The sequence below is a fragment of the Sorangium sp. So ce426 genome, assembly GCF_051475585.1.
GTDB classification, from domain to species: Bacteria; Myxococcota_A; Polyangia; order Polyangiales; family Polyangiaceae; genus Sorangium; species Sorangium cellulosum_B.
Genome location: NZ_CP150341.1, coordinates 3,806,228 through 3,831,171 on the forward strand (window position 1 = coordinate 3,806,228; position 24,944 = coordinate 3,831,171).

Sequence of the window (24,944 nt, forward strand, 5' to 3'; positions counted from 1 at the left end):
CACGCGGCCACCCGTCCACGACCGCGTACGGCCCTGCAGGCGCGTCGTCCGCCGTCGGCGGTCGCGACGTGCACGCCCCCGCAAGCGCCAACCCTACCAGCCAGCGGCCCCCGCGCTGCGCCCCGGAGACCGACGTTGCGTTGCGAAGCAGCCATCCCATGACCAAGGATAACAATGTTATCCTGGTGGCGTCAACGGGCGAGGCGCGGACGTGGCAGGATGGTGGGCATGGGTGTGATGGGTGCCGATGAGCCGGTGGAGCGCGTGTTCATGGCGCTCTGCGAGGGACGGCTGACGCGGGACGATCTGACGGCCCGCAAGATCGCCGCATTCCTGGGCCAGACGACGATGGTGCTGTATCACCACTTCGGCTCGCTCGACGGATTCCTCATTCGCGTCGATGGCCTCGGGTGGCGGCGGCTCGCGGAGCGCCTCGACGCGCGGGCGCGCGCTGGCGCCGATGCGCGGTCGCTTGCCGTCGGGTACGTCGAGTTTGCGCTGTGCCATCCGGACCTGTACTGGCTGATGGCTGAGCGCCGCTTCGACCGCGTCCGCCTGCGCGAACAGGGGCGCCTGCGGCTCGCGCGCCCTCTTTGGAGCTCATTCGTCGAGCTCTTGCGCCATCTCGGCAGCAGGCGGCCGGAGGAGGATACCTACGTGCTCTTCGCGGGCCTCCATGGCATCGCGATGCTCGCGCTGAGCGGGCGCGCCAACCTGGGTGAGGTTTCGTCCGGGGAAACTCCTTCGGTTCTGGCTTATTCCAGTATGAGTGGAGTCCCGGGTGGTACCCCCCCACCACTCCCACCCCCACTCCCACTCGCACTCGCACTCAACCCGGGTGAGGATCCCGATCCCAACCTGGGTGAGGGTTCCGCGGGTGAGGGCCTCGCCAACCCGGGTGAGGGCCCCGTCGGAGATGCGGAGGTGGCCTTCGCCGCGGCACGCCGTCTCGCGGACCTCGTGCTCCCCGCCCGTCCACCCGAGCCGCCCGCCTCCCAGGCGAGCCGCGACCGCGGCGACCCCGGGCGCCGCGCCTGAGCCGTCCGTCCAGGCGCCTGCCGGCCCGAGGGCGCTCGCAGGACGCTCCGCGCCCGACGCACCGGCTTCCTGGCACACGGCTCGCCGGCCGGGAAGAAAGGGAAAGCGCGTCGACGCGCGCCTTCGCGCCGGGCGCATCCCTCGCGTGGCGCGGGGCTTGCGCTGGCGTCGTGAGAGACCGACCCCAGCACATCGCGCCCGTTCGCCGGACAGGCCCCGCAATGTCGGGGAAATCGGCACGTCCTGCGAGCTCGCGGCATCTATCTCCTTTCGGAGGTGTTATGCGCGCGCGACGCACGGTCGCTTGGTTGCTCAGCGGGGGGCTCCTCACCGCCGGCGCCGGTTGTGGCAGCGACGAACCGGAGGCGCTCGGCGCAGCTCGGCTCGCGGCCGTCGCGAGCGCCGACCGCACCGTGCACGCGGTCGATGCGCTGGGCGCTCAGCACCAGGCCGCGATCGCCGCCAACGCGGACGCGAGCATCCTCGTCGCGACCTACACCGATCCGCGCGGCGCCCTCGCGGATCCGATCAGCCTGTCCGGCGTTGCGCGCTCCGCCGACGGCGGGAGATCCTTCGCGGAGGTCCCCGGTCCGAGCGGCGCGGGGGTGCTGCCCTCGGTCGCCGGCGGCCAGGTGCTCGGCGCCCCGCGCGTCGTCCACGATCCGACCCGCGACGTGTTCGTCAGCTCCTCCACCTACGTTCGCCCCGCCGATGGCCTCCAGGGCCTCTGCCTCCATGCCTCGAACCCCGGCAGCGGCACGGCCGGCTCCTCGTGGTCCGCGCCGGTCGAGGTGACCCCCGCGTTCGTCGCGGGGGAGAGCGCCGAGCAGGCCTCCATCGACGTCAACCCGGCGACAGGGCGCCTCTCCGTTACCTGGGTTCAGCGCGGCGGAGCGCCTCCGAGGATCCTCTACAGCCACTCCGACGATCTCGGCCAGACCTGGTCGCCCGCGGCCACGATCGCGCAGGCGCCCGCCGGCGGCGATCTCGACGGGCCGAGCGCGCGCATCCTCCCAGGCGCGACCGACAGGGACTCGGTCGTCTACGCCGTCTTTCGCGCCATCGACCCGGGGACCTCGCTGCGCAACCTCGGTTGCCGCCGGTCGACCGACGGAGGCCTCACCTGGGAGCCGCTCACCCTCCTCGACGAGGCCAGCTACCCCACGGAAGACCAGATCCTCGGCGTCGACCACGGAAGGAGCGCCCCGTCGATCGACGTCGACCAGGCCACGCGGCAGGTCTACGTCGTCTACCAGCGGAGCGGCGCCCACGGCACAGGGGACATCGCCCTGCGCTCCTTCACGGAGCAGTGCACCGCAGGCCCCGCCGTCCTCCTCAACAGCAATCCAGGGCGCGATCGGGCCCAGTTCTTCCCCTTCGTGGCCGTCGACCGAACGACCGGCACCGCGCACGTCGTCTACTACGACCAGGATGTCGACAGCTCGGGCGACCTGACCGAGATCCTCCACACCGCGTCGAGCGATCAAGGCGCCTCCTTCAGCCCGCCTGCGCCGATCTCGGACCACCCCTTTCACGCGGGCCACGGCAACGACGCCTCCCGGCAGAACCTCGGCGACCGCATCGGCGGCGTCGCGCTCGCCGGTGAGCTCTACAGCGTCTTCAGCATGACGGCCACCCCGCCGCGGTTCGACGAGGGGCAGCCGTCGTCGACCTCCCTGATCGCGCCCAACGTCCACCTCGACATCCTCGACGAGCTCGCCCGCGTCCCGCCGCTGCGCGCGGCCGGCGCCCGGATCGCGGACACCGCGTGCGGCGCCCTCGCGAACGAGCGCGTCGATCCGGGGGAGCTCGTCGACGTCGGCGTCTACCTCGAGAACTACCTCGCCAACCCGATCTCCGGCAGGACGACCGTCTCCCGGATCACCGCCGCGCTGTCGACGGAGACGCCCTCCGTGACCCTCGTGAGGGCGAGCGCGCTCTACCCGGATATCGAGCCCCTTCGCACCGTCGCCGGCGACGCGCCGTTCGTCCTCAGGACGGCCCGGGACTTCGTTCCGGGAACGCCGATCGATCTGACGCTCACGGTGAGCTCGGCTCAGGGCACCATCGAGCTGCCGATCCAGCTCGAGACGGGCTCGCCGGGCGCCGCGGAGATCCTCCTCCGCGAGGATTTCGACGCAGCGAGCGCGCCAGCGCTGCCCTCCGGCTGGCAGTCGGTGCGCGCCGGCGGGACGGCCTCCGCCTCGCCGTGGACCGTCGCGCAGACGCTGACGCCCGGAAACAACGCGGCATTTCACGACGAGGAGGCGGCGACGTCGCTCGTCGCGCTGGTGTCGCCCGCCGTGACCATCCCGGAGAGCTCCGGAAACTCCCACGTCACGCTCGACTTCGATCTCACCTACGAGCTGGAGGACGATCCGCAAAAGCTCATCCAGGCGTTCGACGGTCTGACGCTGCGCGTGGAGGATCTCACGGCCGGCGCCGCGCCCCGGGCGGTGCTCGCGGAGGCGTTCGCAGAGCGGATCGTCACCGGCGGGAGCCACCACTTCCCAAAGCACCTTCCAGCCCACGACGACCCGGACTACCTGGAGGATAACGCGGTATGGTCCGGCAGCTCCAGCGGGAGAAAGCGCGTGTCGATCCGCTTCCCTGGCGCGGGGCTGCGCGGGCGGACCGTGAGGCTCCGCTTCGACTACACGCAGGACGACAGCCGGGTCTGCACGGATATCGGGCGCCCCGGGCCGTGCGGCGTCGCGGTCGACAACATCGTGTTCGCGGCGGCGCCGATCGTGTCCGGCGCCTGCGGGGCGGATCTGGCCATCACCCAGACGGCCGCGCCGGATCCTGTATCGCCGGGCGCGCAGCTCACGATGACGATCGACGTCGCCAACGAGGGGCCGGGCGATGCGAGCGACGTCGTCGTGTCGTCCGTGCTGCCCGCCGGGGCGAGCCCCGCCAGCGCCTCGGGGACCGGCTGGACGTGCGAGCTGGCCGGCGGAGAGCTCGTGTGCCGGCGCGCCTCGCTCGCCGCACGGGAGAGCTCGTCGATCGCGGTCACCATGGTCGCGCCCACGCTCCCGCCGCCCACGGTCGACGAGGAGATCGAGAGCACGGCGAAGGTGAGCTCGAGCGAGCACGATCCGGCGCCGGAAAACAACGAGAGCGGCGTGCGCATCGACGTCTCCGTGCCAGCGCGCCTGATCGGCTATCTCACGGTCCTCGGCGAGCGCATCGCCGGCGAGGATCTCGCCTATACGGCGCTCATCAGCAACACGGGGGGGCGCGTGCAGCCCGACAACGCAGGGTTCGAGTTCGTGGACGTGCTCCCGCCCGAGCTCCTGCTGGAAGGCGCGTCCGCGGACAAGGGCGCGGTCTCGGCCGATCCCGCCACCAACACGGTGGGCTGGGACGGCGAGGTCGAGCCGGGGGAGTGGGTGGTGCTCACGATGGAAGCGATCCTGCGTCCCCTGACCGATGGACTCGTCGTCACGAACCAGGGTACGCTCTTCTTCGACGCGGACTCGGACGGCGTCAACGAGTCGAGCGCGATGACCGACGAGCCCCTGCTCGCCGGCGCGGCCGATCCGACGGTGCTCACGGTGAGGCCCGCCGTCTGCGGCGATGGCGAGCTCGGGCTCGGCGAGCAGTGCGACGACGGCAACCTGCGCAACGGGGATTGTTGCTCGGCTCTGTGCACGGCCGAGCCGCCGACGACGATCTGCCGCATCGCGACCTCGCTGTGCGATCCCGGGGAGTATTGCGACGGCGCAGGGAGCTGTCCCGCGGACGTGAGCCTGCCGGACGGCGCCAGCTGCGATGATTTCGATGTCTGCAATGGCAGCGAGGTCTGCTTCCAGGGACTCTGTCTGAACGACATCCCGCTCGACTGCGACGACGGGGATCCGACGACCACGGACGAATGCCATCCCTTCTTTGGCTGCCGGAACACGCCGAACAGCGCCACCGCGGGAGGGGGCGGAGGCGACGACGGCGGAGGGATCGCAGCAGGCGTGGGCGGCAGCGGCGTGGGCGGCAGCGGCGCAGGCGACAACGGAGCTGGCGGCGGCGGCGCAGGCGGCAGCGGCGCAGGCGGTGGCGGCGACGCCGGAGGACCGGCCGAGGGCGCCGGAGGCAGGGGCGACGGCGCGGGCGGCGATTGCTCCACCGATGCCGGCGGGGCGGGCGGCACAGGGGTCGGCGGTGGCCGAGATGCGGCGGGTGGGGGTGGGGAAGGGGGAGGGGGCCAATCCGAGGGAGGAGCGCCCCCGGTCCACTGCTGCTGTTGTTTGGGCGTCAGCTGCGCGTATGCCGTCATCGGCGGTGAGACCGAGCGCGCGTCAGGAGCGGCCCGCGCGCTCGCGCTGTGCGGCGTCCTCGTGGCGCTCGGCAGCGCGCGCCGCGCCCGCCGCCGTCGCTGCTGACGGCGGCGCCCGCGCGCCCCTCGATCACCTGTAGACGAAGACCCCCTTCAGATCCTCGGTCTGCGAGATGGGCGCGCCGTCCTTCTTCGAGGTGGTCCTGAACTGGTAGATCATCCCCGGGATCAGCGCGGGACCGTCGTACTCGACGGAGACGTTCTCGCTCCCCGACACCCTGGGCACCTCCAGGTCCTCCCAGATCTTGGCGCCGAGCGCGTCGAACAACCGTACCTCGTACAGATCTTCGCTGGAGTCGTCCTCGAAGACGAACGTCGGTGTCCCGCTGACCTCCTCCAGCGTGCTCGCGCCGGGCGAGACCACGGCGAGCGCGCCCGTCACCTTGAACGACTCCGCGACGGGCAGATCCTGGCCGGAGACCGTGATGCGCACGATCTCGGTCCCGCCAATCGACGTGTCAGGATCCCGCACGAGCGCGTCGTCCTCGAAGGCGGCGAGGACCACGTAATCGCCATCGGGCACGCCGGCGATCGAGAACTCTCCGGTGACGTTGCCTTGCCGGAGCCCTCGCGGGGCCTCGCCGCGCGCGGCCGCCTCGTCAAAGGTGTCGGCCACGACGAGGATGACCGAGGTCGCGCTCCCCCCTGGAGCATTCACGATCTCGACCTTGCCGCTCACCACCGCCGTGGCGTCTCCGGTCGCGTGAAGATCCACGCCCGTCGTCTCCTTGCCGGCGCTGACCGTCGCGCTCGCCGTGTCGAGCGCGAGGTCGGCGGCATAACCCTTCACCGTGACGTCGCCCGCAGCCACGTTGTAGATGGTGTAGCTGCCGTCGAGATCGGCCGCGCCGGTGACGCCGCCCGCGACCAGCAGCGTCCCGCCGGGCTGGTCGGCGTGGACGACCCCGGAGATGGAACCGAGCCCCTCGCTGTCCGAGAGCGGCAACAGCGAGATCTCCGTCGCCGCCGACTCGATCGCGGGCGGTTTGCCCGCCGCGGTGGAGAGGTCGATGGGCAGCGCGACCCGCGGCGCCTTCGGGAACGTCTCGTACGCCTGCGCGTCGGCGCGCAGCGTGATGTCGACCTCGATCGGAGCGCCGCTCGCGTCGCGCCGCGCGGGCACGACGAGCTCATACGTCCCGTCGGCCCCGGTGACCGCCACCCGGGAGATCACCGCGTCGCTCGGATCCCGGGCGAGCACGCGCGCGCCCGCGATGGCCTTGTCGTCGAGCGAGTCGTAGACGCGCCCCCTCAGGATCACCGGCTCGAAGCAAGCGGGCTCGGCGCCCTCCACCTCCTCGCACACCTGCGAGGCGGCGCACCCTGTCTGCGCGGCCACCGAGCAGCTCTGCGGCTGACCCTCGTCGTCGCCGCCGCATCCCATCCCCATCAAGGCGCACAGCATCCCAACAGACATCGAGCGCATCACCATCGACTCGTCTCCTTTCAAACCACGTCTCGTCGCTGCAAGCTCAGCTTCTCAGCTCGTGAGCGGCCAGCGCCGCGGCCCGCGATCCTGTCGTCGCTCCGAGCAGGGACAGTGAATCACGCAGGCGCGGCGGGCACCGAGCAGGGGGAACACCTCCCTCCGGTTCTTCTGTGTCTTTCATGGTTCAATCCCTGTCCTCGAATCCAGGGAGAACCCGGGAAAGCGTAGGGCTAGTTCAAGATGACCTGACAGCAGCCGGTGATGCAGTAGTAGCCTGCGGCACAAGGCTCCTGGCCGGAGAGCCCGCACGGCTGGATCCCCGCCGCGCACTGGCCTTGGGGCTCGCCGGTGGGCCCGCCGCCGCTGCCGGTCGCGTCTCCGCCGCCGCCTGTCGCGGCTCCGCCACCAGCTCCGCCACCCCCGGCGCCGGTGCCGGACTCGAAGCAGTCGTCTGGCAGCGTGTCCTTGCCAAGGCACAGCTCGCAGCGGCCGCACTCGTTCAGGCAAGCATCCACGGGCGTGCAGGGCTCGCAGCGGGTCGGGTCGGACTCGTTGCCGCGCGAGCAGGAGCCTTCACCGGTGCCATCGGCGTCGGAGCCGAGCCAGACGTACTTGCCGCCGCCCGCCGGGAGCTCGCAGCAGCCGAAGCAGTCGCAGCCGTTCGGCGTGAGCGGACCGCAGGTCCTATGGCACGTATCGGACTGCTCGTCGTTGAGATCGCTGCAGCTCTTGCCGTCGGCGCCTGGCGTCGAGGCCCCGCTGTCATAGGCGCACATCGTCCCGTTGCTGGACTCCGGGTGAAACCCGGGCGCGACCTCGTGCTCATCGCACTTGTGGTTCCAGTGGCAGTCGTCGTTGCCGGAGCCGGAGTCCTGGTCGAAATAACAGTCGACGGTGCACGCCGGCCCCGCCTGGCCAGGGATCCCGCCGTAGTAGCTGCCCTCGGTGTTGTCGCACGGGCCGAGGCAGTCCGGATCCTGCGCGTCGAGGAGCCCATCGTCGTCGTTGTCGACGAGATCCCCGCACGCGTATGTCTTGCCCTGGCACTCGACGATGCTCGTCGGGGTCGCCATGCCTCCGCCCGCAGCGCCGGTGCCGGCCCCTCCGCCGCTCGCGCTGCCGCCGCCGCTCGCGCTGCCGCCGCCGCTCGCGCTGCCGCCGCCGCTCGCGCTGCCGCCGCCGCTCGCGGCGTCGCCTCCTCCCGCGCCGCCGGACGGGGCGGCGCCGTCAACGGTGCTGTCGCTACAGCCGGCGCTGAGGGTGAGTCCAAACAGGGCGGTCACCAACGAGAGAGAGAGAGCTAGGCGCATGGTGTCTCCAGAGGTGGCTCAGGCGCTCCCGTCCGCAGCGCGCGCTGCGGAGCGGGACTACCGGCGCGTTCATCCGGAGCAGTTCCGCCGCGGTCAGGTCACGGCTCAGAAAAATGACCGATCGCGAAAAAAACGCGGAGCCATCGCGAAACCGGCGTGGGGTCGTGGGGTGATAACCCACGTTGTGCTCGCAGTTGTCTCTTCTCTTTCAGCTGGCAACCGAGCGGGCACGCTCGTCGCTCTCATGGGATCGCGTGGCCGCTGCGCGCCAGGGCCGCGCGCAGCGGCGGTCACGCCGCGTGATCGCGCCGCCTTCGGGCGCCCAGGCCCAGCGCGCCGGCGAGGAGCGCCACGAGGCCGACGAGCGCGCCGCCGCGCTCGCCTCGCTGCATCGCGCAGACCAGCCCGGACGAGACCTCCGGCTCCGTGGACCCGCCGCCGCTGCTGCCCGCGCCGCCGCTGTCGTCGCAGGCGTCGCCGACCCCGTCGGCGTCGCCATCCCCCTGATCCGCGTTGGCCGCGAGCGGGCAGTTGTCGTCACCGTCCGGGACGCCATCGTTGTCGTCGTCCGCGTCATCGACGTCGCAGGCGTCGCCTTGATCGTCCTCGTCGTTGTCGGCCTGATCCGCGTTGGGGACGGAGGTGCAGTTGTCCTGCTCGTCCGGGACGCCGTCGTTGTCGTCGTCTTCCTCGCACGCGTCGCCCTGACCGTCGCCGTCGCTGTCGGCCTGATCGGGGTTGTGCTCCTCGTCACAGTTGTCCGCCGCGTCGCTCAGGCCATCTCGGTCCACGTCCTCGCACGCGTTGCCCACGTCGTTGCCGTCGGCGTCCGTCTGATCGGGGTTCGGCACGTGCGGGCAGTTGTCCGTCTCGTCCGGTATGCCGTCGCGGTCGCCGTCGACGTCGGCCCCGAGGTCGCAGGCGTCGCCGCGGCCGTCCCCGTCGCCGTCGGTCTGATCCTGGTTCGGCACGTGCGGGCAGTTGTCCTCCGCGTCCACGACGCCGTCGTCGTCGTCGTCGTCCTCGCAGGCATCGCCGGTGCCGTCGCCGTCCGTATCTTCCTGGAACAGATTGGAAACGACGGCGCAGTTGTCCTCCACGTCGACCACGCCGTCGTCGTCGCTGTCAGGATCGCAGGCGTCCCCGAGGCTGTCCCCGTCCGCGTTCTCCTGGCCAGGGTTGTGATCCACAGGGCAGTTGTCCTCTGCGTTGCGCAGCCCGTCGCCGTCGGCGTCGATGTCGGGCTCGCAGAAGTCGCCGATGCCGTTGCCGTCGCTGTCCTCCTGGTTCGGGTTGCGCGTGGCAGGGCAGTTGTCGCAGAGATCGCCGATCTTGTCGTCGTCTCTGTCCTGCTGGAGCGAGTTCGGGACGTCGGGGCAGTTGTCGACGTCGTTGTCGATGCCGTCGCCGTCGTCGTCCCCGGCCTGACAGACGTCGCCGGTGCCGTCTCGATCGGAGTCCACCTGATCGTCGTTCGCCGTGAAAGGACAGTTGTCGTCGGCATCCAGGACACCGTCGTCGTCGTCATCGTCGTCACAGGCGTCGCCGGTGCCGTCCTCCTCCGCATCCGACTGGTCCGCGTTCATCGCGACAGGACAGTTGTCGCACGCGTCGCCGACGCCGTCGGAATCCGAATCCCGCTGATCCCGATTGGCAGCGGACGGGCAGTTGTCGCACGCATCGCCGAGTGCATCGCTATCGGCATCCGCCTGGTCCGGATTCTGGGTCTGCACGCAGTTGTCCAGGGGATCCACGACCCCATCCAGATCGGTGTCGGGGTCCTCCGCCCAGCCGGTCGCTGGCAGGATCAGCCCGAACAGGCCCGCCACGAGCCCCACAGAGAACCGTCGCCCGCGCGACCGCACGCCCCTCGTCCCCGCACGTTTCATCGCGCCTCCATCCTTCATGGCCTTCATGGCGACAGCTTGGTCACGAACACGTCCGTGCCCTCGCCTCCCTCGATCCGCTTTTCCCCGAACGTCACCCTCCCGGTGAACGCGCCGGTCACGTAGACCTGCCTGTCGCGATCGATGGCCACGCCCGTCGCCCGGTCCGCGCCAGCGCCGCCGAAGCGGTGGCTCCACCGGTAGCCGCCCTCCGGATCGAGCTTGGCGACGAACACGTCGTCGTCCCCCGCGCTCGTCACCGACCCGTCCGCCAGCGTCGTGTCTCCGCGGAACCCCCCCGCGACGACCACGTCCCCCGCGCCGTCGACGAGGAGCTGCCCCAGCGACGCGCCGTCCTCGCCGATCACCCGGCTATAGATGTGCTCGCCCTCCGGATCGAGCTTGGCCACGAACACCGCCTGGTGCTCCCCGGCCGCCCGAGGGCCCCCGCCGAGATCGATCGTCGCGCCGAACTCCCCGCCCACGATCACGTTGCCCGCCCCGTCCACCGCGACCGCCCTGGCCCGCTGCGGCCCCGCGTCGCCGAAGCGCTTGCTCCACTGGTGCCCGCCGAACGGGCCGAAGCTCGCCACGAACACGTCGAAATCCCCGGCGCTCTCCAGCGGATCGCCGCCCAGATCGAGCGTGCCGGCGAAATCTCCGATCACGATCGCGTTGCCGCGCGCGTCCATCGCCACGGCGCGGGCCTGCTGATCGAAGCCGTCGCCGAACCGCTGGCTCCAGAGCAGCACGCCGTCGTCGTTGAAGCTCGCCAGGAACACGTCGCTGCCTCCGGCGCTCTCGAGCCGGTTCTTGCCGACGTGCAGCGCGCCCGAGAAGCGGCCGGCCACGACGAGGCGATCCGGCGCCGCCGCGACGCTCGTCGCCGCCTGGAAGCCGATGCCCCCGAGCGGCTGCAGCCACAGCTCCTGCCCCGCCGCGTCGAGCCTCGCGACGTAGCCGTCTCGCCCGCCGGCGCTCGTCCGCGGCTCGCCGCCGAACTCCAGCGTGCCGGAGAACTCGCCCGCGACCAGGAGACCCTCGTTCCCGTCCGGCACCAGCGCGTTCACCGTCTGCGGATCGAACGCACCGAAGCGCTTCAGCCCGAGCCCCGACCCGTCGCTCGCCGAGAGCCGCGCCCAGAAGACGTTCTCCTCGCCGATCGGGGTCACGCTCTCGTCGTCGAGGGCCACGTCCTCCGCCTTCGTGAGCCTGCCAAGGAGCGCCGCGGTGCGGTCGTCGGCGACGGCCACGCTCGCCCCTGCACGCTCCCCGTCGCCCCCGAGCGCGCGCGCCCACTGCACCTCGCCGCCCGACTGCGGCGCGCCGCCGCCCTCGCCGCCGGCCCCCACAGGGGTCGACAGGCTGAGCTCGGGCGCGCAGCCGAGCACCGCAGCGCCGAGCGCCGCAGCGCCGACCATCACGACGCCGGGTGCGCCGGCTGTCGCCGGGTAGAACCGCCGTACCCTCATCAGAACACCCCCTGCCACACCACGCCCTGTGTTGTGGGCGTCGCGATCGGCACGAGCGACGACGCCTGCTCGCCGCCCGCCTTGGGCCGCAGGAGGATGCCGCCCAGCGCCGCGCCCACGCCCGCGAGGCCGACCGCGCCGAGCGTCACCGACAGCCCCAGGCTGCGGTTCCATCGCGCCCGGAGCGCCTCCATGCTCTCGAAGTCGTGGACGCCCCGCTCACATACGGACCCGGGGCACTCGTCCTCGACCCGAGCCCGCGCGGCCATGTGGTCGGCAGCGAACACCGCGCTCCCCGCGAGCGCCGCGAGCCCCACGCCGCCCGCCGTCCATGCCCACAGCGGCACGGGCGCGCGGGGCTCCGCCGGCGCGTCCGCGGGCGGTAGCTGACCTCCGCCCACGTCTGCGCCCATGCTCCCACCTGCGGCGGCGCCTGCTTTCGGCGCGGTCGACTGCCCTGGTACGAGGCGGATGCGGACCTCCACCGGCGCGCGCTCCGCCTGCTTCAGCGTGACCTCCCGCCGCGCCGTCTGGAAGCCAGGCGCCGTCACCACCACCTCGTGGCGACCGGGGTTGAGCTTGCGCGGGTAGGGGAGCGCCGCGCGGGGGATCGGCTGGCCGTCCACGCGCGCCTCGAGCTGGTCCAGCGCCGGGCCCTCGATCCGGAGCTGGAGCGACGGGATGCGCGCCTCGAGCTGCTCGACCATCGCCGCGGCGGCCGCCCGCGCCTGCGTGAACACCGGCGGCTCGTCGCTCCCGAGGGGCAGGTGGACGACCTCGTAGGCCGTCTCCCGGGCCTCGATCAGGAGACCGAGCGCCTCGTCGGCGCGCGCGAGATCGAGCCCCGTCGTTGGGGCGCGCACGAGCGCATGGGCCGCCTGGAAATCATCGCGGGCGCCGGCGACGTCCCCCGCGTCGCGCTTCTTGCGCCCCTCGATGAGGAGCGTCCGCGCGGTCTGCCGATCGGCCGCCGAGGGCTCGGCCCGCGCCGGAAGCGACCCGGCGACCGAGAGGACAGCCAGGGCTATGCCTGCGGCGCGGGAGGCACGGGGGCGCAACAATTTCATCTCATCACCAAGCCGTCCGGGACAGCCCCGGACTACTCGATCATGATCGCACGCCGCTCGCGCGGGGGTCAACTACGCCAGCGCGCGCGCATCGTGCTCATGGGGACATGGCATGCGCATCGCGTATGGCGTCGATCGCGTCGATCACGTCGATCCACGCCCATTGCGCTCATCGGTTGTTGGCGCTCGCGACTCGCTCCGTTCACGTGGCCGGGCGACTCTGGGGCAAGGGCACGGCCGCCGGCTGGCCGGCGACCCCCTCCCGCTCCCTCGGCGGCGAGACCGATCCTCCGGCGCCGAGAGGCGCCTCGCTCGGCGCGATCGGCGTGAGATCGGCCGTCGCCGGGCCTCGGAGGACGCGGCCCATGGCGTCGAAGCGTGCGCCGTGACAGCGACAGTCCCAGCTGCGCTCCGCGGAGTTCCACGAGACCACGCCGCCGAGGTGGGTACACATGGCCGACATCTCGTGGATCTGCCCTTGCGGATCGCGGTAGACGGCGAGCTTCTTCAGGCCCCTGCGCACGACGGCGCCGGCGCCGGGCGCGATCGGCGCCACGTCAGGGACATCGCCCTTGCCGAGCCACGAGGCGTACTGGCACGCGACATTGAGGTTCTCCTTCGCGTACTCGGAAACGGCGGCCAGGCTCAGGTTGACGCGGGTGGGATCGAAGAGCGACGCCATCCGGCTCTCGCGGCCCTGCACGAGGTCGGAGATCACGAGGCCCGCGATCGTCCCGTGCGTCATGCCGTTGCCACAGTCGCCCGTGGAGATGAGGATCCTCGATCCCTTCTTGATGCGACCGATGTACGCGAGGCCGTCGACCGTCTCCATCACCTCGCCGGACCAGCGGTGCAGCACCTCGCCGGCCTGCGTGAAGCGCTCTCTCGCCCACGCCTCGAGCCGCGCATGGCGCTGATCCGCGTCGCTGGCCTGTCCGGTCTTGTGGTCCTCTCCTCCCACGAGGAGCACCTCGTCCGGGTCGTCCGCGCCGTTGATGTTGGCGAGGCGGACGTAATGGAACGGCTCGGCCGTGTCCCAGTAGAGCCCCGGTGGGACGGCGCCCCGCGGAATGCGCAGGCCGACGACGTAGGTCCGGTAACCCGCTTGCTTCAGGTGCACGGCGATGCGCGGAAGGAAGGGGGAGTTCGTGGCGAGCACGGCCTCGCTGGCGATCACCCGGTGCCCGCGCGCCGTCTTGACGACCACCCCGTGAGGCACGGTGTCCTCGTCGACGTCGACCACGTGCGCGAGTGTGTAGAGCCTGCCGCCGTCGCGCTCGATCGCCCGCGCGAGCCCCGCGAGGTACCTGCGGATATGGAACTGCGCCTGATCGGGGAAGCGGACCGCGGGCCCCGTATCGAAATCGAGCAGCGGCGCGCGGTCGACGTAATGGGTCGAGCCGAGCCCGGCGCGGTGCGCGGCCTCGATCTCGTCCCGGAGGGTGGCCGGGGGCGATCCCGGGGCTGTGAAGAGATAGCCGTGGACGCGCCGGAAGTCGCAGTCGATCTGCTCTTCCGCGACGATCCGCTCGATCGTCTCGATGGCCGCCGTGTGGCTCCTTGCGGCGAGGCGCAGCCGGCCTTTGCCGTGCAGCTTCGCGAGCGAGGCCCAGCGCCGGTCGAGCGCGTGCGTGATGTGCGCGGTGGTGAGCCCGGACTCGCCCCCGCCGATGGCGCCGTTGTCGAGGACGACGACGCGTTTGCCGGCCTTCGCGAGGAGATACGCCGTCGTCAGCCCGGCGATCCCCGCGCCGACGACGCACACGTCCGCCTCGTGGTCGGTCGCGAGGGGGGTCATCGGAGGGATGACGGCGTGGGTCCAGGCGGTGTTCTTGTCGTAGGCTCGCTCCGTCATAGGCGCTCCGCGTCTGGACGCCGAGCGCTTTGGCCCGGCGCTTCGTCTCGGTGATCGGTCGTGGGGTCCGCCGTCCGGGAGGCGTGATGATCCGCCGCGCCAGAGGCCCTGGATGCGGTCTCCATGGCCGCCGCGCCGCCGGCGCGCGCGGGGGGACGCGCGCCGGCGGCGCTCTTCGTTCGCGCGCGACTCGCGGGATGATGCAGATCGCGTACCGCGCCCACCGAAGCCCGGCGCGGCTTGTATGGTGGACGTGCCGCGGGGCTCGCGGTGGGGCATTCTGCCACGATGAAGCAAACCTGCGACGCGCGCGGCGCGCGTCCGAGGCCATCGCGGGCCGTGTGCAAGAGAACGGTTGGTCAGCGGGGAGCCCCGTCCAGGCGAGGCGCGCCGTCCAGGCGGGACGCGTCGTTACCGGCGGATCCAGGGATAGCCGATCGTTGCCACGAATTCGCCGCGACAGCTGCTTGATTCGATCCGCGCGCACGCGTACTTGACGTCCACGACACAGCAGATTGAGGACGTTCGACAGCCCACAGCGAGGGGGTGCCGGACCGGCCTTGGCTCCACCGAGCGCCCGCGGCTCGGGCTCTTCGTCGAGACATGGAGGATGGATGAAAGCGCACTTGGTGACGAACGTGGCTCGGATTGCTCTTCTGACGAGCATGGGACTTCCCCTGGGCTGCAACGGCTGCGACTCGGAGCCTGAGGACGGCGTCACCTCGTCGACGAGCGGCGTCGGAGGCGGCGGCGGGCAAGGCGGCGAAGGCGGCGTCGCCGGGCAGGGCGGGGCCGGAGGCGGCGGTGGGCAAGGCGGTGAAGGGGGGGCCGGGGGGCAAGGCGGGGTCGGAGGCGACGGTGGAAGCGGTGGAGTCGGAGGCGCCGGTGGCAGCGGTGGAGTCGGAGGCGCCGGTGGCAGCGGTGGAGTCGGAGGCGCGGGGGGGCAAGGTGGCGAACCGGGCGCCGGTGCATCCGGTGGAGTGGGGGGCGCGGGCGGCGACGGCGGCGCGGGCGGCAGTGGCGGCGGCGAGCCTCCGGCGTTCCTCGGAGATGCCTTGTGGGGGCTCGGCGCCGGCGAGGCGAAGAACGAGCGAATCGAGGCGATCGCGGCGGATCCGCACGACAACGTCGTCCTGGTCGGCGGCTTCGAGACGGCGATCAACTTCGGTGGCGAGGCGGACGCCCTCGCGAGCGACGGTGGTCTCGACCTCTTCGTCGTGAAGCTCGACGCGGCGGGAGGCCACGTCTGGAGCAGGCGTTTCGGGGGCAAGTCCGATCAGGTCGCGTTCGCGGTGGCCACGGATTCGATCGGCAACGTCGTCGTCGCCGGGGAGTTCGAGGGAACCCTCAACTTCGGCGCGGACGCGAGCACGGAGCTCGTGAGCGCCGGTGGGAAGGACCTCTTCGTCGCCAAGCTCGACGGCGACGGCAACCACCTCTTCAGCAAGCGCTTTGGCGGCGAGCTCGACCAGGGCGCCACGGCCGTGGCCGTCACCGAGGCGGGCGAGATCATCGTCCTCGGCATGGTCGACGGCAGCATCAATTTCAGCGAGGCGCCCGGGACCGCGCTCGAGGGGAGCGGCGGTCCCAACGTCGTCGTCGCGAAGCTCGACGCCGGCGGCGGCCACCTCTGGAGCCGGCGGTTCGGGTCCGCGGAGAGCTGGCAGCGCTTCCGCAGCATCGCGGTCGGCGGGTCGGCGCTCTACGCGGCCGGCGCCTTCGGCGGAAAGCTCGAGATCGACGGCAACGTCGTGGAGAGCGCCGTCGACGGCTCGCGCGACGACGAGCCGATCCACGGCATCGATGGGCTCGTCCTGCGGTTCGATCTCGCATCGGGCAGCCTCGTCTGGGGCCGGTCGCTGGGCGCCGCCGGCGAGCAGTTCGCCAAGTTCATCGGCCTCGGGCTCGACGGCCATCCGGTCGTCCTCGGCAACTACAGCGCTCCGTTCCGCGTCGGGCCCACGGACATCGAGCGCGCCGCCGTCGGGGATTACGACCTCTACCTGGCCCGGCTCGACGCAGAGACCGGTGAGCCGCTCGCCGCCCGTGGGCTCCCGTCCGCGGGCGACGAGTTCGTCTGGGGCTTCTCGCAGGACCCCTGGGGCAACCATGTGCTGAGCGGTTACTTCACCGAGGCGCTCGATCTCGGCGGGGCGCCCGTGGAAATCGAGCCGCCCGAGTCGGGCGACGCGTTCGTCGCGAAGCTCAGTCCGGACTTCTCCGAGGAGCTCTGGTCCGACGTCTACCGCGATGGGGTCTTCTGCTTCTCGACGGCCCAGGCCGTCACCGGCAGCGGGAACACCGTTGCCGCTGGCCTCTTCCACGGCGAGCGGATCGAGCTCGGCGGCGGCCTCCCCGCCGTCGAGCACAGCGCGCCTGTGGGCGATCGCAGCAACGGCGACGTCTTCCTCGTCACCCTGTCGCCGTGACGGACGATCGGGCGCGCAGGCACCCCCCGCGCGCCCGATCACCGGCGGCGATGCGCCGCCGCGCTGCTCAGTTCGTCTCGTGGCGCGGCCCGACGGCGTCGGCGTGCTGTGCGGCGCTGCTGCCCTGCTCGTCCTCGCGCTCGCTCTCCCCCGGCGCGCCGCTCTGTCCGTCGCCGCGCGACTCGCCGCCCTTGCGGCCGATCTGCGCCATGTGTCCGCGGTTCTGGCTCACGGCCGCGCCGCCCTTGCGGCCGATCGCGGCCATGTGCTCGCGATTCTGGCTCACGCTCGCGCCGCCCTTGCGGCCGGCCGCGCGGGCCTCCTCGGAGCTGAACTCGTGGGCCGTGCCCTTCTCGTGCGCGGCCTTGCCGCCCATGCTCGCGATCGCGCGTTGCTGCTTCTGGTCCATCGCGGCGAACCCACGACTGCTGCTCTGACCGTGTTGCTGTGCCATGAGTCGTCTCCTTGGTGTCGGGGCGCATCGCTTCAGCGCCCTCACGGGGTGACCCAGGCGTGGTGCCCTGTGGGATCGTCGCTGAACGATGTCGGCTCCTCCGGGGGATTGCAACGTGAGTGCCATGAAGAGGGATCCATCGCCACGCGACGTCATCGGCGCGGATCCAACGGGGGCTTCCGTGGATTCTCGTGAGCGGTCGGGAGCGTCCCGGGTGCGCTCCAGCAGGGTGAGGTGACCGCGATCCTCCGCGCGCGCCCGGGGAAGACGCGGTTTCTGCGCCGACGTGCGGAGCGCCGATCCCGTCGCGTTGCGTCCAGCGCCGCTCAGCTCGGCCGAGACCGGCGTTCCAGCGGACGCCCCGCCGCGCGGCAGACTGCCCCACCGGTCGTGAGCGCGCGGGCCATCGCGCCTCGTCCGCGCCGCGCGGTCGAAATCCACGGCGCCCTCTCGTGTGGACGACTCCAGCGCTCGCGACGTCGCCGACGTCACGGCCGCCGGGCCGCCGCGAGGATGAGCTCCGGAGCCCAGCGTGCTTGACGGCGCGCGTTCTCGATCGCCATCACCGATCCCCCACCGGCGTTGTGGGCGCAGCCGTCCCGCAAATCCAGGGCGCCGCCGTCGCGCAGATTCTGCGCGTCCGGCGCCCGGCAACCCAACCTGGGACGCGACAGCGTCGTGGTGACGCGTAGACCCTGCGCCGCTGCGTCGCCGCGTTCGCACGCGCGCGGTCCGCCGAGGCGGCGGTTGGGCTGTCGCACGAGCGCCATGCCGGGGGCGTGGAGGCCCCTACCGCTGTCAAGCGGCGCGAAGCAGCCCGTCGAAAACTCGACATCCGTGTGGCCCCCGAGTTGCTCCGCCTGTCGCCTCCCGGTCGCTGGAGCGTCACCGATGTCACGGTGACGCCACGCGCGAACACGTGATAGAGAGCGGCCCGGCGTCATCAGCCCAAGCGCACCATGCCATCCCTGGAACATCCCCGAATGCAAGAGAGGCTCACAACGGACTGCGATGAGGTCGCCGGCTCCGGCGGGCTGGTCGACGTCGAGCCCGAAGGCGCGCTGTTGAAGGACGCTCTGCGCGGCCTGGTCGGCGTGTTCGCTCTCCACGACGCGATCCTCATCGGCTATCTCGCCTTGACGACGATCTTCCTGCTTGGCGCGCCGCCGACGGAGCTGCGAGCGCAGTGCATGAACCGCAATCTGGCGGGCATCGCCGCCCTGGTGTCCGTCTGCGTGCTCGTGCGCCGCGCGACGTTCCTGGCGCCCTTGCTGCGGAGCGTCCTTTACCGACTCTCGCTCGTCGGCGCCTTCCTACTCAACTATCTGTCGCTCCGGACCCTCTTGCCGGCGGTCCGGAGCGATAGCGTCGACGCGCAGCTCCTCCACCTCGATCTCCTCCTCTTCCGCGTCGAGCCGGCGCTCTGGATGGAGCGCTTCAACACGCGCCCGATCGTGGAGTGGTTCTCGTTCTTCTATTTCAGCTACTTCTTGATCTGTTTCCTCTCGATGGTGCTGGCGGTATGGGTCGCCCGCCCAGGCCGGGGGACGACGGAGTACGCGGTCGGCTCCACGATCGTCTACTGTGTTGGCCAGCTCGGTTACATGGCGGTCCCTGCGTACGGCCCCATCCAGGCGCTGAGCCACCTCTATCAGGGGCCGCTGGACGGCGGCTTCTTCTGGGGCTGCGTGAGCAGCGTCGTGCAGGCCGGCGGCGCGATGAAGGACGTGTTTCCCTCCCTGCACACGGCCGCGCCGCTCTGGTTCGCCCTGTACACGTTCCACCGCGCCCGCACCGACCGGCGCCTCTTCTGGCTCGCCGTGGTGGCCGCGTTCTTCTCCATGAACATCATCGTCTCCACCATGCTCCTCCGCTGGCACTACGCGGTCGACGTCGTCGCCGGCGCCGTCCTGGCCGTGGGCACGGCGTGGCTCACGCCGCGGCTCGTCCGCTGGGAGGAGGGCCTCCGCGCCCGCATGGGTCAGCCGCAGCCGTGGAGCTTCCGGTAAGCGCGCCTCTCCGGCGCCGGCGCGCTCCAGTCCCGCGCGCCTTCGTGTCGGGGAAAGCTGGCCTCGAGGAGCCGGCCTCGGCCTGAGCCCGGTGAGCGCGAGTGCCCGCGGCCTGCTCGATCTGGCGGCCGCTCAGGCGAGCGGCGCCTCCCACGCTTTCAGCGGAGCTCCCCGCGGGAGCTCGTCGGCGCGGTCAGCCGCCGGCTGGAGCCGCGGTGCTTCGTGGCCGCGGGCCGGCGGCGCCTCCATCGACGCAGGCGCCTCGGCGGCGCTCTCCGGCAGAAATCCGTCCGACTGTTTGCTCCAGAGCCGCTTGTAGGCCCCGTTTCGCGCGAGCAGCTCGGCGTGCGTGCCGTCCTCGATGATCCGGCCGCCGTCGAACACCAGGATGCGGTCGAGGTGCACGACGGTCGAGAGGCGATGGGCGACGACGAGCACCGTCTTCCCCTTCATGACGCCGTCCATCGTGTCCTGGATGGCCTGCTCGGTGATCGAGTCGAGGCTCGAGGTCGCCTCGTCGAGGAGGAGGATCGGCGCGTCCTTCAGGATGACCCGCGCGATGGCGATGCGCTGCCGCTGGCCGCCCGAGAGCTTGACGCCGCGCTCGCCGACCATGGAGTGGTACTGGTCCTTCATCTGCACGATGAACTCGTGCGCGTGCGCCTTCTGCGCGGCCTCGACCACCTCTGCGTCGGTCGCGTTCAGCCGGCCATAGCGGATGTTCTCGAGGAGCGTCCGGTGGAAGAGGCTCGGGTCCTGCGGGATCAGGCTGAGCTGCGCGTGAAGCGCGTCCTGCGTCATGTCTCGGATGTCCACGCCGTCGATCAAGATGTGACCGGAGTCGATGTCGTAGAGACGCAGGATGAGGCTGACGAACGTGGATTTGCCGGAGCCGGAGAAGCCGACGAGCCCGACGCGCTGGCCGCGCGGGATCATCACGTCGAGGCCCTCGAAGATCGGCTGATCGGGCGTGTACCCGAAGGTCACGTTCCGGAGCTCGATGCGGCCGCGCTCGAGCGTCGGGGCGACGGCCTCGGGGCGGTCGACGAGCTCGTGGGAGCGGACGATGGTGTTCACCCCGTTCGCGACGTTGCCGACGAACTCGAAGAACTCGAGGAAGCGGCGGCTGAGGTTGCGCGCCTCGTTGATGATGAGGAGCGACAGGCTCGTCGCCATGACGAACTCGGCGACGCCGATGTCGCCGCGCTCCCAGAGCCTGAGCGACTGGTAGAGCGTCCCCACCTTGAGCAGCGCGGCGGACGCGAACTGGAACCAGCGCACGCGCTCGGAGTACCAGTTCGATCTGCGCACCGCGCGGAGCTCGTGCTTGAGCTGCTCGTCCAGGTACGCGCGCTCGAAGCCGAACCGGGCGAAGAGCCGCGCGCTCGTGAGGTTCGTGACGGAGTCGACGAGCTTGCCTGTGGTCTCGCTCCGCGCGGACGCGGCGCGCACCGCGTGGGGCTGACACCGGGTCGCGAGCCAGTAGGAGATGCCGACGAACAGCACCGCCCAGGCCGAGACGACCGCGGCGAGCGCCGGGTGAGCGCGGTAGAGCAGCCCGATCGAGACCGAGAAGACGATGGCGATGGGCCAGAAGTCGAAGAGGATGGCCCACAGGGTCTGCGAGACCCCCATCGATGTCTCGCTGATCCGGTGGGCGAGCGCCCCGGCGAAGTTGTTGCTGAAGTAACGATGGGAGTGGTGCTGGAGGTACGCGTACAGATTGCGGGTCACGTTCTGGCGCTGCCACGGCCCGACGAGGATCTGGCAGAGGCCGGCGATCCGGCTGAACAGGAACTCGCCGGCGATGAGCGCGACGAACAGCGCCAGCGCGTCGCGCAGCCGTCCGCTCAGCACGGCGCGGCCAGCGCCCGACGCCTGCGTCACCCCCTGGATGACCTGCCCGATGGCATACGGGATCATGATCCCGCACGAGGCGTGGGCGGACTCGAACACGAACATCGCCAGATACCAGGCGCGGTAACGACCGACGAAGTGAATGATGAACCGAAAGGGCGTGTCCGGGAGCACCGGAGCGCCGGGGGCGCGCTGCAGAGAGGTCTTGGGTTCCACCGAGATGTCCTGGGGCGCCCAGCGCGCCCTCATGAGCTGACGGTTATTGCGCGCTCCGCCCTCCCAGGCCAAATGCACTAACCGGGCCAGCTCTGCCTTGGCCGTGACCGTACCATCACCGTGCCATCACCTTGGAGGAGCGGTGGGAGGAGGCTGCTGCCTCAGCAGCAGCCGGTGGTGATCGGCTGCTGCGGCGCGCGCAGGGGTGGTCGTGCGCTCGAACGATCCGGATCCACGCGCGGGCCCCCCGTGGAAGTTCAAGGCGGTTCTCGCTCGGCCCTTGCGTGGTCGGCGATCTCCACTAAGCGCTTCAGGATGAGCTGTTCTCTGCCTCGAGCAGCCGCGTGCGTGATGCGAGAAGGGATGAAACAGCGGTCGAGCGAGGAGCGCGCAGAAGGGCGCGACTTCATCGAATGCCTGGAAGACCTTGCGATCGTGCGACCTGTGGACGACTCCGAAGAACATCTCCTCTGGGACACCGAGCTCCTGAAGCAGGAGCTCGCCCGCGCGAGCCCTGGCCGCGAGTCGGGGCTGATGCGGCTCCTCGCGGCGCGGGTCGCGATGAACAGCTCTTTCCAGTTCTTCGGCCTGCTCGACGCCCACGGTACGAGCTGGGAGTCGAACCATACCTCGACCCGCGGCGCCGGCGTGGAGCGGAGGGAGGTGCACGGCGTGCCCTTCTGGGAGTGCCGCTGGTGGCAGGGCTCGCCAGAGATCCAGGAGCGCCTGAAGGACGCTGTGCGGCGCGCGGCGCGCGGCGAGTTCGTCAGGTACGACGTGGAGGTCCTCGGGGGGAACGAAGGTGAGAAGCGCATCACGATCGATTTCAACCTGAACCCCGTGAAGGATCGGCAGGGCAAGGTCGTCTTCATGATCGCCGAGGGGCGGGACGTCACCGAGCAGCGGCGGCTCGAGCGCGAGGTGGCGCAGCACCGGGACGAGCTCGCGACGCTCGACCGCCTCAAGACGGAGTTCGTGGCCAACGTGAGCCACGAGTTCCGCACCCCGCTCACGCTCATCCTCGGGCGCGTCGAGGACGCGCTGTCGAGCCCGGCGAGGTCGCTCGCGGGCGACGGCCTCGCCGCGGCCCACCGGAGCACGCTCCGGCTCCTCCGGCTCGTGAACACGCTGCTCGATTTCTCCCGCATCGAGGCGGGGCGCCTCCAGACGTCGTTCGTGCCCACCGATCTCGCGCGGCTCACGGCGGAGCTCGCGAGCTCCTTCCGCTCGCTGATCGAGGGCGCGGGCCTTTCGCTCGTCGTGGACTGCCCGCCGCTGCCCGAGCCCGTCTACGTTGACGCGGCGCAATGGGAGAAGGTCGTCATGAACCTGCTCTCGAACGCCTTCAAGTTCACGTTCGAGGGGGAGATCGCGGTCTCGCTGCGCGCTCATCCGGACCACGTCGAGCTGACCGTGCGCGACACCGGCACCGGGATCCCCTCGGAGGAGCTCCCGCGCATCTTCGAGCGGTTCCACCGCGTGCACGGCGCGCGCGGCCGGAGCATCGAGGGCACCGGGATCGGGCTCTCCCTCGTCCAGGAGCTCGTCAAGGCGCACGGGGGCTCGCTGCGCGCCTCGAGCGCGGTGGGGCAGGGGAGCGCGTTCACCGTGGCGATCCCGAGGGGCCGCGCGCACCTCTCGCCGGAGCGCGTGGTCGCCGCCGGGGAGCCGGCGCCCTCGGCGGCGAGCGCGAGCCTCCACGTGCTCGAGGCGTCCCAGTGGTCTTCACCCCAGTCACCCGGGCGCGAAGCGGCGGCGCCAGCGGGCTCGGAGCCGCGCGCCGACGCCGCGCACGTGCAGGTCGCCCCGGGCGGCGGAGAGGGCCGGATCCTCGTCGCCGACGACAACGCGGACATGCGCGAGTACCTCGTCCACCTGCTCACGCCGAGGTGGAGCGTGGAGGCGGTCTCGGACGGGCGGGCGGCCCTCGCGGCCGCGCTCGCGCGCCCGCCCGACCTCGTGGTGAGCGACGTGATGATGCCCGAGCTCGACGGCGTGGAGCTCCTCCGGGAGCTCCGCGCGGACCCGAGGACGAGCAGCGTCCCTGTGGTGCTCGTGTCCGCCCGGGCGGGGGAGGACGCCGTCGTCGAGGGCCTCGACACGGGGGCGGACGATTACCTGGTGAAGCCGTTCTCGCCGCGCGAGCTCCTCGCCCGCGTCCGGACGCAGATCGAGATGGCGCGGATGCGGCGGCGCGCCGTCGAGGCCGCGGAGCGGGAGCGCGCGCAGGAGCTGCCCCGGTTCCTCGACGCGGCGAGCGTGGTGCTGGCCGAGTCTCTCGACTATTCCACGACGCTCGCGCGGGTGGCGCAGCTCGCGGTGCCCGTCCTCGCCGACTTCTGCCTCGTCGACGCGCTCGACGAGGAGGACGGCACCTTCCGGCGGGTGGGCGTGGCGCACTCGGACCCTTCGCTCGCAGCCGTGGCCGAGGAGGCGAAGCGCTTCGCGCCCAGGCTCGACGGCAACCCGGAGCACCCGCCGACCAAGGTGCTCCTCGAGCAGAGGTCGGTGCTCGTCGAGCACTTCACGGACGAGCAGATGCGCGCCATCGCGCAGAACGACGAGCACCTCCGGGTAATACGGGCCATCGGGGGGCACTCGTTCATGTGCGTCCCGCTGGCGCGGCGCGGGCGGCTCTTCGGGACGCTGACCTTCATGGTCGTGCGATCCGAGCGCCGGTACAGCCAGGCGGACCTCGCGGCGGCGGAGGAGCTCGGGCGCCGCTGCGCGCTCGCGGTCGACAACGCGCGCCTGTACAGGGACGCGCAGAGCGCGATCGCGCTGCGGGACGAGTTCCTCTCGATCGCCTCCCACGAGCTGAAGACGCCGCTCACCCCGCTCGCGCTGCAGATCCAGACCCTGATACGCCGCGCGCCCGAGCTGTGCTCCGACAGGGAGCGCCTCCCGTGGCTCATGGACCGGCTCGGGCTCGTTCGCCGGCAGAGCGAGCGGCTGAGGCGGCTCGTCGAGAACCTCCTCGACATCTCCCGCATTTCCGCGGGGCGCCTCGCCCTGGAGCTCGAGCAAGTCCGGCTGTCGGACATCGTCCGGCAGGTGGTGTCTCGCTTCCAGGAGGGCGGCGAGATCGCGGAGGCGGGCTCGCGGGTCACCGTGAGCGCGGCGGACGACGCCGCAGGGAGCTGGGATCGTGTGCGGCTCGAGCAGGTCGTCGAAAACCTCGTCTCGAACGCGCTCAAGTATGGTCAGGGAAACCCGATAGAGATCACCGTCGCCTCGATGGGCTCGATGGCCACGTTGACGATCGCGGACCACGGCATCGGGATCGCGCAGGAGCACATCGGCCGGATCTTCGGGCGGTTCGAGCGCGCCGTGTCGGCGCGGCACTATGGTGGTCTGGGCATGGGGCTCTACATCACGACGCAGGTGGTCGAAGCGCTGGATGGTTCGATCGAGGTGAGCTCTGTCCTGGGAGAGGGCTCGACCTTCAAGGTGACCCTGCCGCTCGCCGGCCCTCGGGCCTCGGGCCGGCAGGGTCTGCCGGGATTCGAGGGCGCCTGAGGCGCCCGGCGCGAGGGGGCCCCGCGGGCCGGCCCGAGGTCGTGGCGCCCTGGTCGCCGTCACCCTG

14 protein-coding genes are annotated in these 24,944 nt (G+C 71.3%); 5 read left to right on the forward strand and 9 right to left on the reverse strand.

Annotated elements, in window-relative coordinates; translation table 11 throughout:
- The first annotated feature begins 228 nt into the window (after positions 1-228).
- Positions 229-1,038, forward strand: a complete 810-nt coding sequence (locus WMF44_RS14370) for a TetR/AcrR family transcriptional regulator (RefSeq protein WP_437299679.1) — start codon at positions 229-231, stop codon at positions 1,036-1,038.
- Positions 1,039-1,319: 281 nt separating this feature from the next.
- On the forward strand, positions 1,320-5,420 hold the full coding sequence (locus tag WMF44_RS14375) for a hypothetical protein (RefSeq protein ID WP_437299680.1): 4,101 nt from the start codon (positions 1,320-1,322) through the stop codon (positions 5,418-5,420).
- A 24-nt stretch (positions 5,421-5,444) separates the two neighbouring features.
- Here WMF44_RS14375 and WMF44_RS14380 read toward each other — a convergent pair whose 3' ends face one another.
- From WMF44_RS14380 to WMF44_RS14405, 6 genes are all read right to left on the reverse strand, one after another.
- A complete protein-coding gene (locus WMF44_RS14380; RefSeq protein ID WP_437299681.1) occupies positions 5,445-6,800 on the reverse strand; it encodes a hypothetical protein in 1,356 nt (451 codons plus the stop codon).
- A gap of 233 nt (positions 6,801-7,033) precedes the next feature.
- Positions 7,034-8,113 carry a hypothetical protein gene (locus tag WMF44_RS14385; protein ID WP_437299682.1) on the reverse strand — a complete coding sequence of 360 codons (1,080 nt, stop codon included), beginning with the start codon at positions 8,111-8,113 and terminating at the stop codon, positions 7,034-7,036.
- A gap of 290 nt (positions 8,114-8,403) precedes the next feature.
- Positions 8,404-10,002 carry a thrombospondin type 3 repeat-containing protein gene (locus WMF44_RS14390; RefSeq protein ID WP_437299683.1) on the reverse strand — a complete coding sequence of 533 codons (1,599 nt, stop codon included), beginning with the start codon at positions 10,000-10,002 and terminating at the stop codon, positions 8,404-8,406.
- Positions 10,003-10,025: 23 nt separating this feature from the next.
- Positions 10,026-11,471, reverse strand: coding sequence for an SBBP repeat-containing protein (locus WMF44_RS14395; protein ID WP_437299684.1), 1,446 nt, complete (start codon positions 11,469-11,471; stop codon positions 10,026-10,028).
- Entirely contained in the window at positions 11,471-12,538 is a 1,068-nt protein-coding gene (locus WMF44_RS14400; protein ID WP_437299685.1) for a PEGA domain-containing protein, read from the reverse strand. Before WMF44_RS14400 ends, WMF44_RS14395 begins: the two co-directional genes overlap by 1 nt.
- Before the next feature lie 202 nt (positions 12,539-12,740).
- Complete coding sequence (locus WMF44_RS14405; RefSeq protein ID WP_437299686.1) at positions 12,741-14,393, reverse strand: FAD-dependent oxidoreductase; 1,653 nt, start codon at positions 14,391-14,393, stop codon at positions 12,741-12,743.
- A gap of 665 nt (positions 14,394-15,058) precedes the next feature.
- Between WMF44_RS14405 and WMF44_RS14410 the strand changes: the two genes are divergently transcribed.
- Positions 15,059-16,822 carry a PE-PGRS family protein gene (locus WMF44_RS14410; protein ID WP_437299687.1) on the forward strand — a complete coding sequence of 588 codons (1,764 nt, stop codon included), beginning with the start codon at positions 15,059-15,061 and terminating at the stop codon, positions 16,820-16,822.
- Between the two features lie 67 nt (positions 16,823-16,889).
- On the opposite strand, the gene WMF44_RS14415 is transcribed toward WMF44_RS14410, so the two are convergent.
- The gene (locus tag WMF44_RS14415; protein WP_437299688.1) at positions 16,890-17,276 is read right to left on the reverse strand and encodes a KGG domain-containing protein; all 387 of its coding nucleotides are present in this window, start codon (positions 17,274-17,276) and stop codon (positions 16,890-16,892) included.
- Positions 17,277-17,764: 488 nt separating this feature from the next.
- A complete protein-coding gene (locus WMF44_RS14420) occupies positions 17,765-18,046 on the reverse strand; it encodes a hypothetical protein (RefSeq protein ID WP_437299689.1) in 282 nt (93 codons plus the stop codon).
- 213 nt (positions 18,047-18,259) lie between these two features.
- Between WMF44_RS14420 and WMF44_RS14425 the strand changes: the two genes are divergently transcribed.
- On the forward strand, positions 18,260-19,285 hold the full coding sequence (locus WMF44_RS14425) for a phosphatase PAP2 family protein (protein ID WP_437299690.1): 1,026 nt from the start codon (positions 18,260-18,262) through the stop codon (positions 19,283-19,285).
- Positions 19,286-19,417: 132 nt separating this feature from the next.
- Here WMF44_RS14425 and WMF44_RS14430 read toward each other — a convergent pair whose 3' ends face one another.
- Complete coding sequence (locus WMF44_RS14430) at positions 19,418-21,391, reverse strand: ABC transporter ATP-binding protein (protein ID WP_437299691.1); 1,974 nt, start codon at positions 21,389-21,391, stop codon at positions 19,418-19,420.
- Between the two features lie 330 nt (positions 21,392-21,721).
- Between WMF44_RS14430 and WMF44_RS14435 the strand changes: the two genes are divergently transcribed.
- Positions 21,722-24,877, forward strand: a complete 3,156-nt coding sequence (locus WMF44_RS14435) for an ATP-binding protein (RefSeq protein ID WP_437299692.1) — start codon at positions 21,722-21,724, stop codon at positions 24,875-24,877.
- Positions 24,878-24,944 lie beyond the last annotated feature (67 nt).

What these genes read in the sequence shown, in the direction of transcription:
- WMF44_RS14415 (WP_437299688.1), bottom strand. Translation starts at nt 17,276, where the DNA reads ATGGCACAGCAACACGGTCAGAGCAGCAGTCGTGGGTTCGCCGCGATG.
- WMF44_RS14405 (WP_437299686.1), bottom strand. Translation starts at nt 14,393, where the DNA reads ATGACGGAGCGAGCCTACGACAAGAACACCGCCTGGACCCACGCCGTC.
- WMF44_RS14420 (WP_437299689.1), bottom strand. Translation starts at nt 18,046, where the DNA reads ATGGCGCTCGTGCGACAGCCCAACCGCCGCCTCGGCGGACCGCGCGCG.
- WMF44_RS14400 (WP_437299685.1), bottom strand. Translation starts at nt 12,538, where the DNA reads ATGAAATTGTTGCGCCCCCGTGCCTCCCGCGCCGCAGGCATAGCCCTG.
- WMF44_RS14370 (WP_437299679.1), top strand. Translation starts at nt 229, where the DNA reads ATGGGTGTGATGGGTGCCGATGAGCCGGTGGAGCGCGTGTTCATGGCG.
- WMF44_RS14375 (WP_437299680.1), top strand. Translation starts at nt 1,320, where the DNA reads ATGCGCGCGCGACGCACGGTCGCTTGGTTGCTCAGCGGGGGGCTCCTC.
- WMF44_RS14425 (WP_437299690.1), top strand. Translation starts at nt 18,260, where the DNA reads ATGCAAGAGAGGCTCACAACGGACTGCGATGAGGTCGCCGGCTCCGGC.
- WMF44_RS14410 (WP_437299687.1), top strand. Translation starts at nt 15,059, where the DNA reads ATGGGACTTCCCCTGGGCTGCAACGGCTGCGACTCGGAGCCTGAGGAC.
- WMF44_RS14385 (WP_437299682.1), bottom strand. Translation starts at nt 8,113, where the DNA reads ATGCGCCTAGCTCTCTCTCTCTCGTTGGTGACCGCCCTGTTTGGACTC.
- WMF44_RS14435 (WP_437299692.1), top strand. Translation starts at nt 21,722, where the DNA reads ATGAAACAGCGGTCGAGCGAGGAGCGCGCAGAAGGGCGCGACTTCATC.
- WMF44_RS14380 (WP_437299681.1), bottom strand. Translation starts at nt 6,800, where the DNA reads ATGCGCTCGATGTCTGTTGGGATGCTGTGCGCCTTGATGGGGATGGGA.
- WMF44_RS14395 (WP_437299684.1), bottom strand. Translation starts at nt 11,471, where the DNA reads ATGAGGGTACGGCGGTTCTACCCGGCGACAGCCGGCGCACCCGGCGTC.
- WMF44_RS14430 (WP_437299691.1), bottom strand. Translation starts at nt 21,391, where the DNA reads ATGAGGGCGCGCTGGGCGCCCCAGGACATCTCGGTGGAACCCAAGACC.
- WMF44_RS14390 (WP_437299683.1), bottom strand. Translation starts at nt 10,002, where the DNA reads ATGAAACGTGCGGGGACGAGGGGCGTGCGGTCGCGCGGGCGACGGTTC.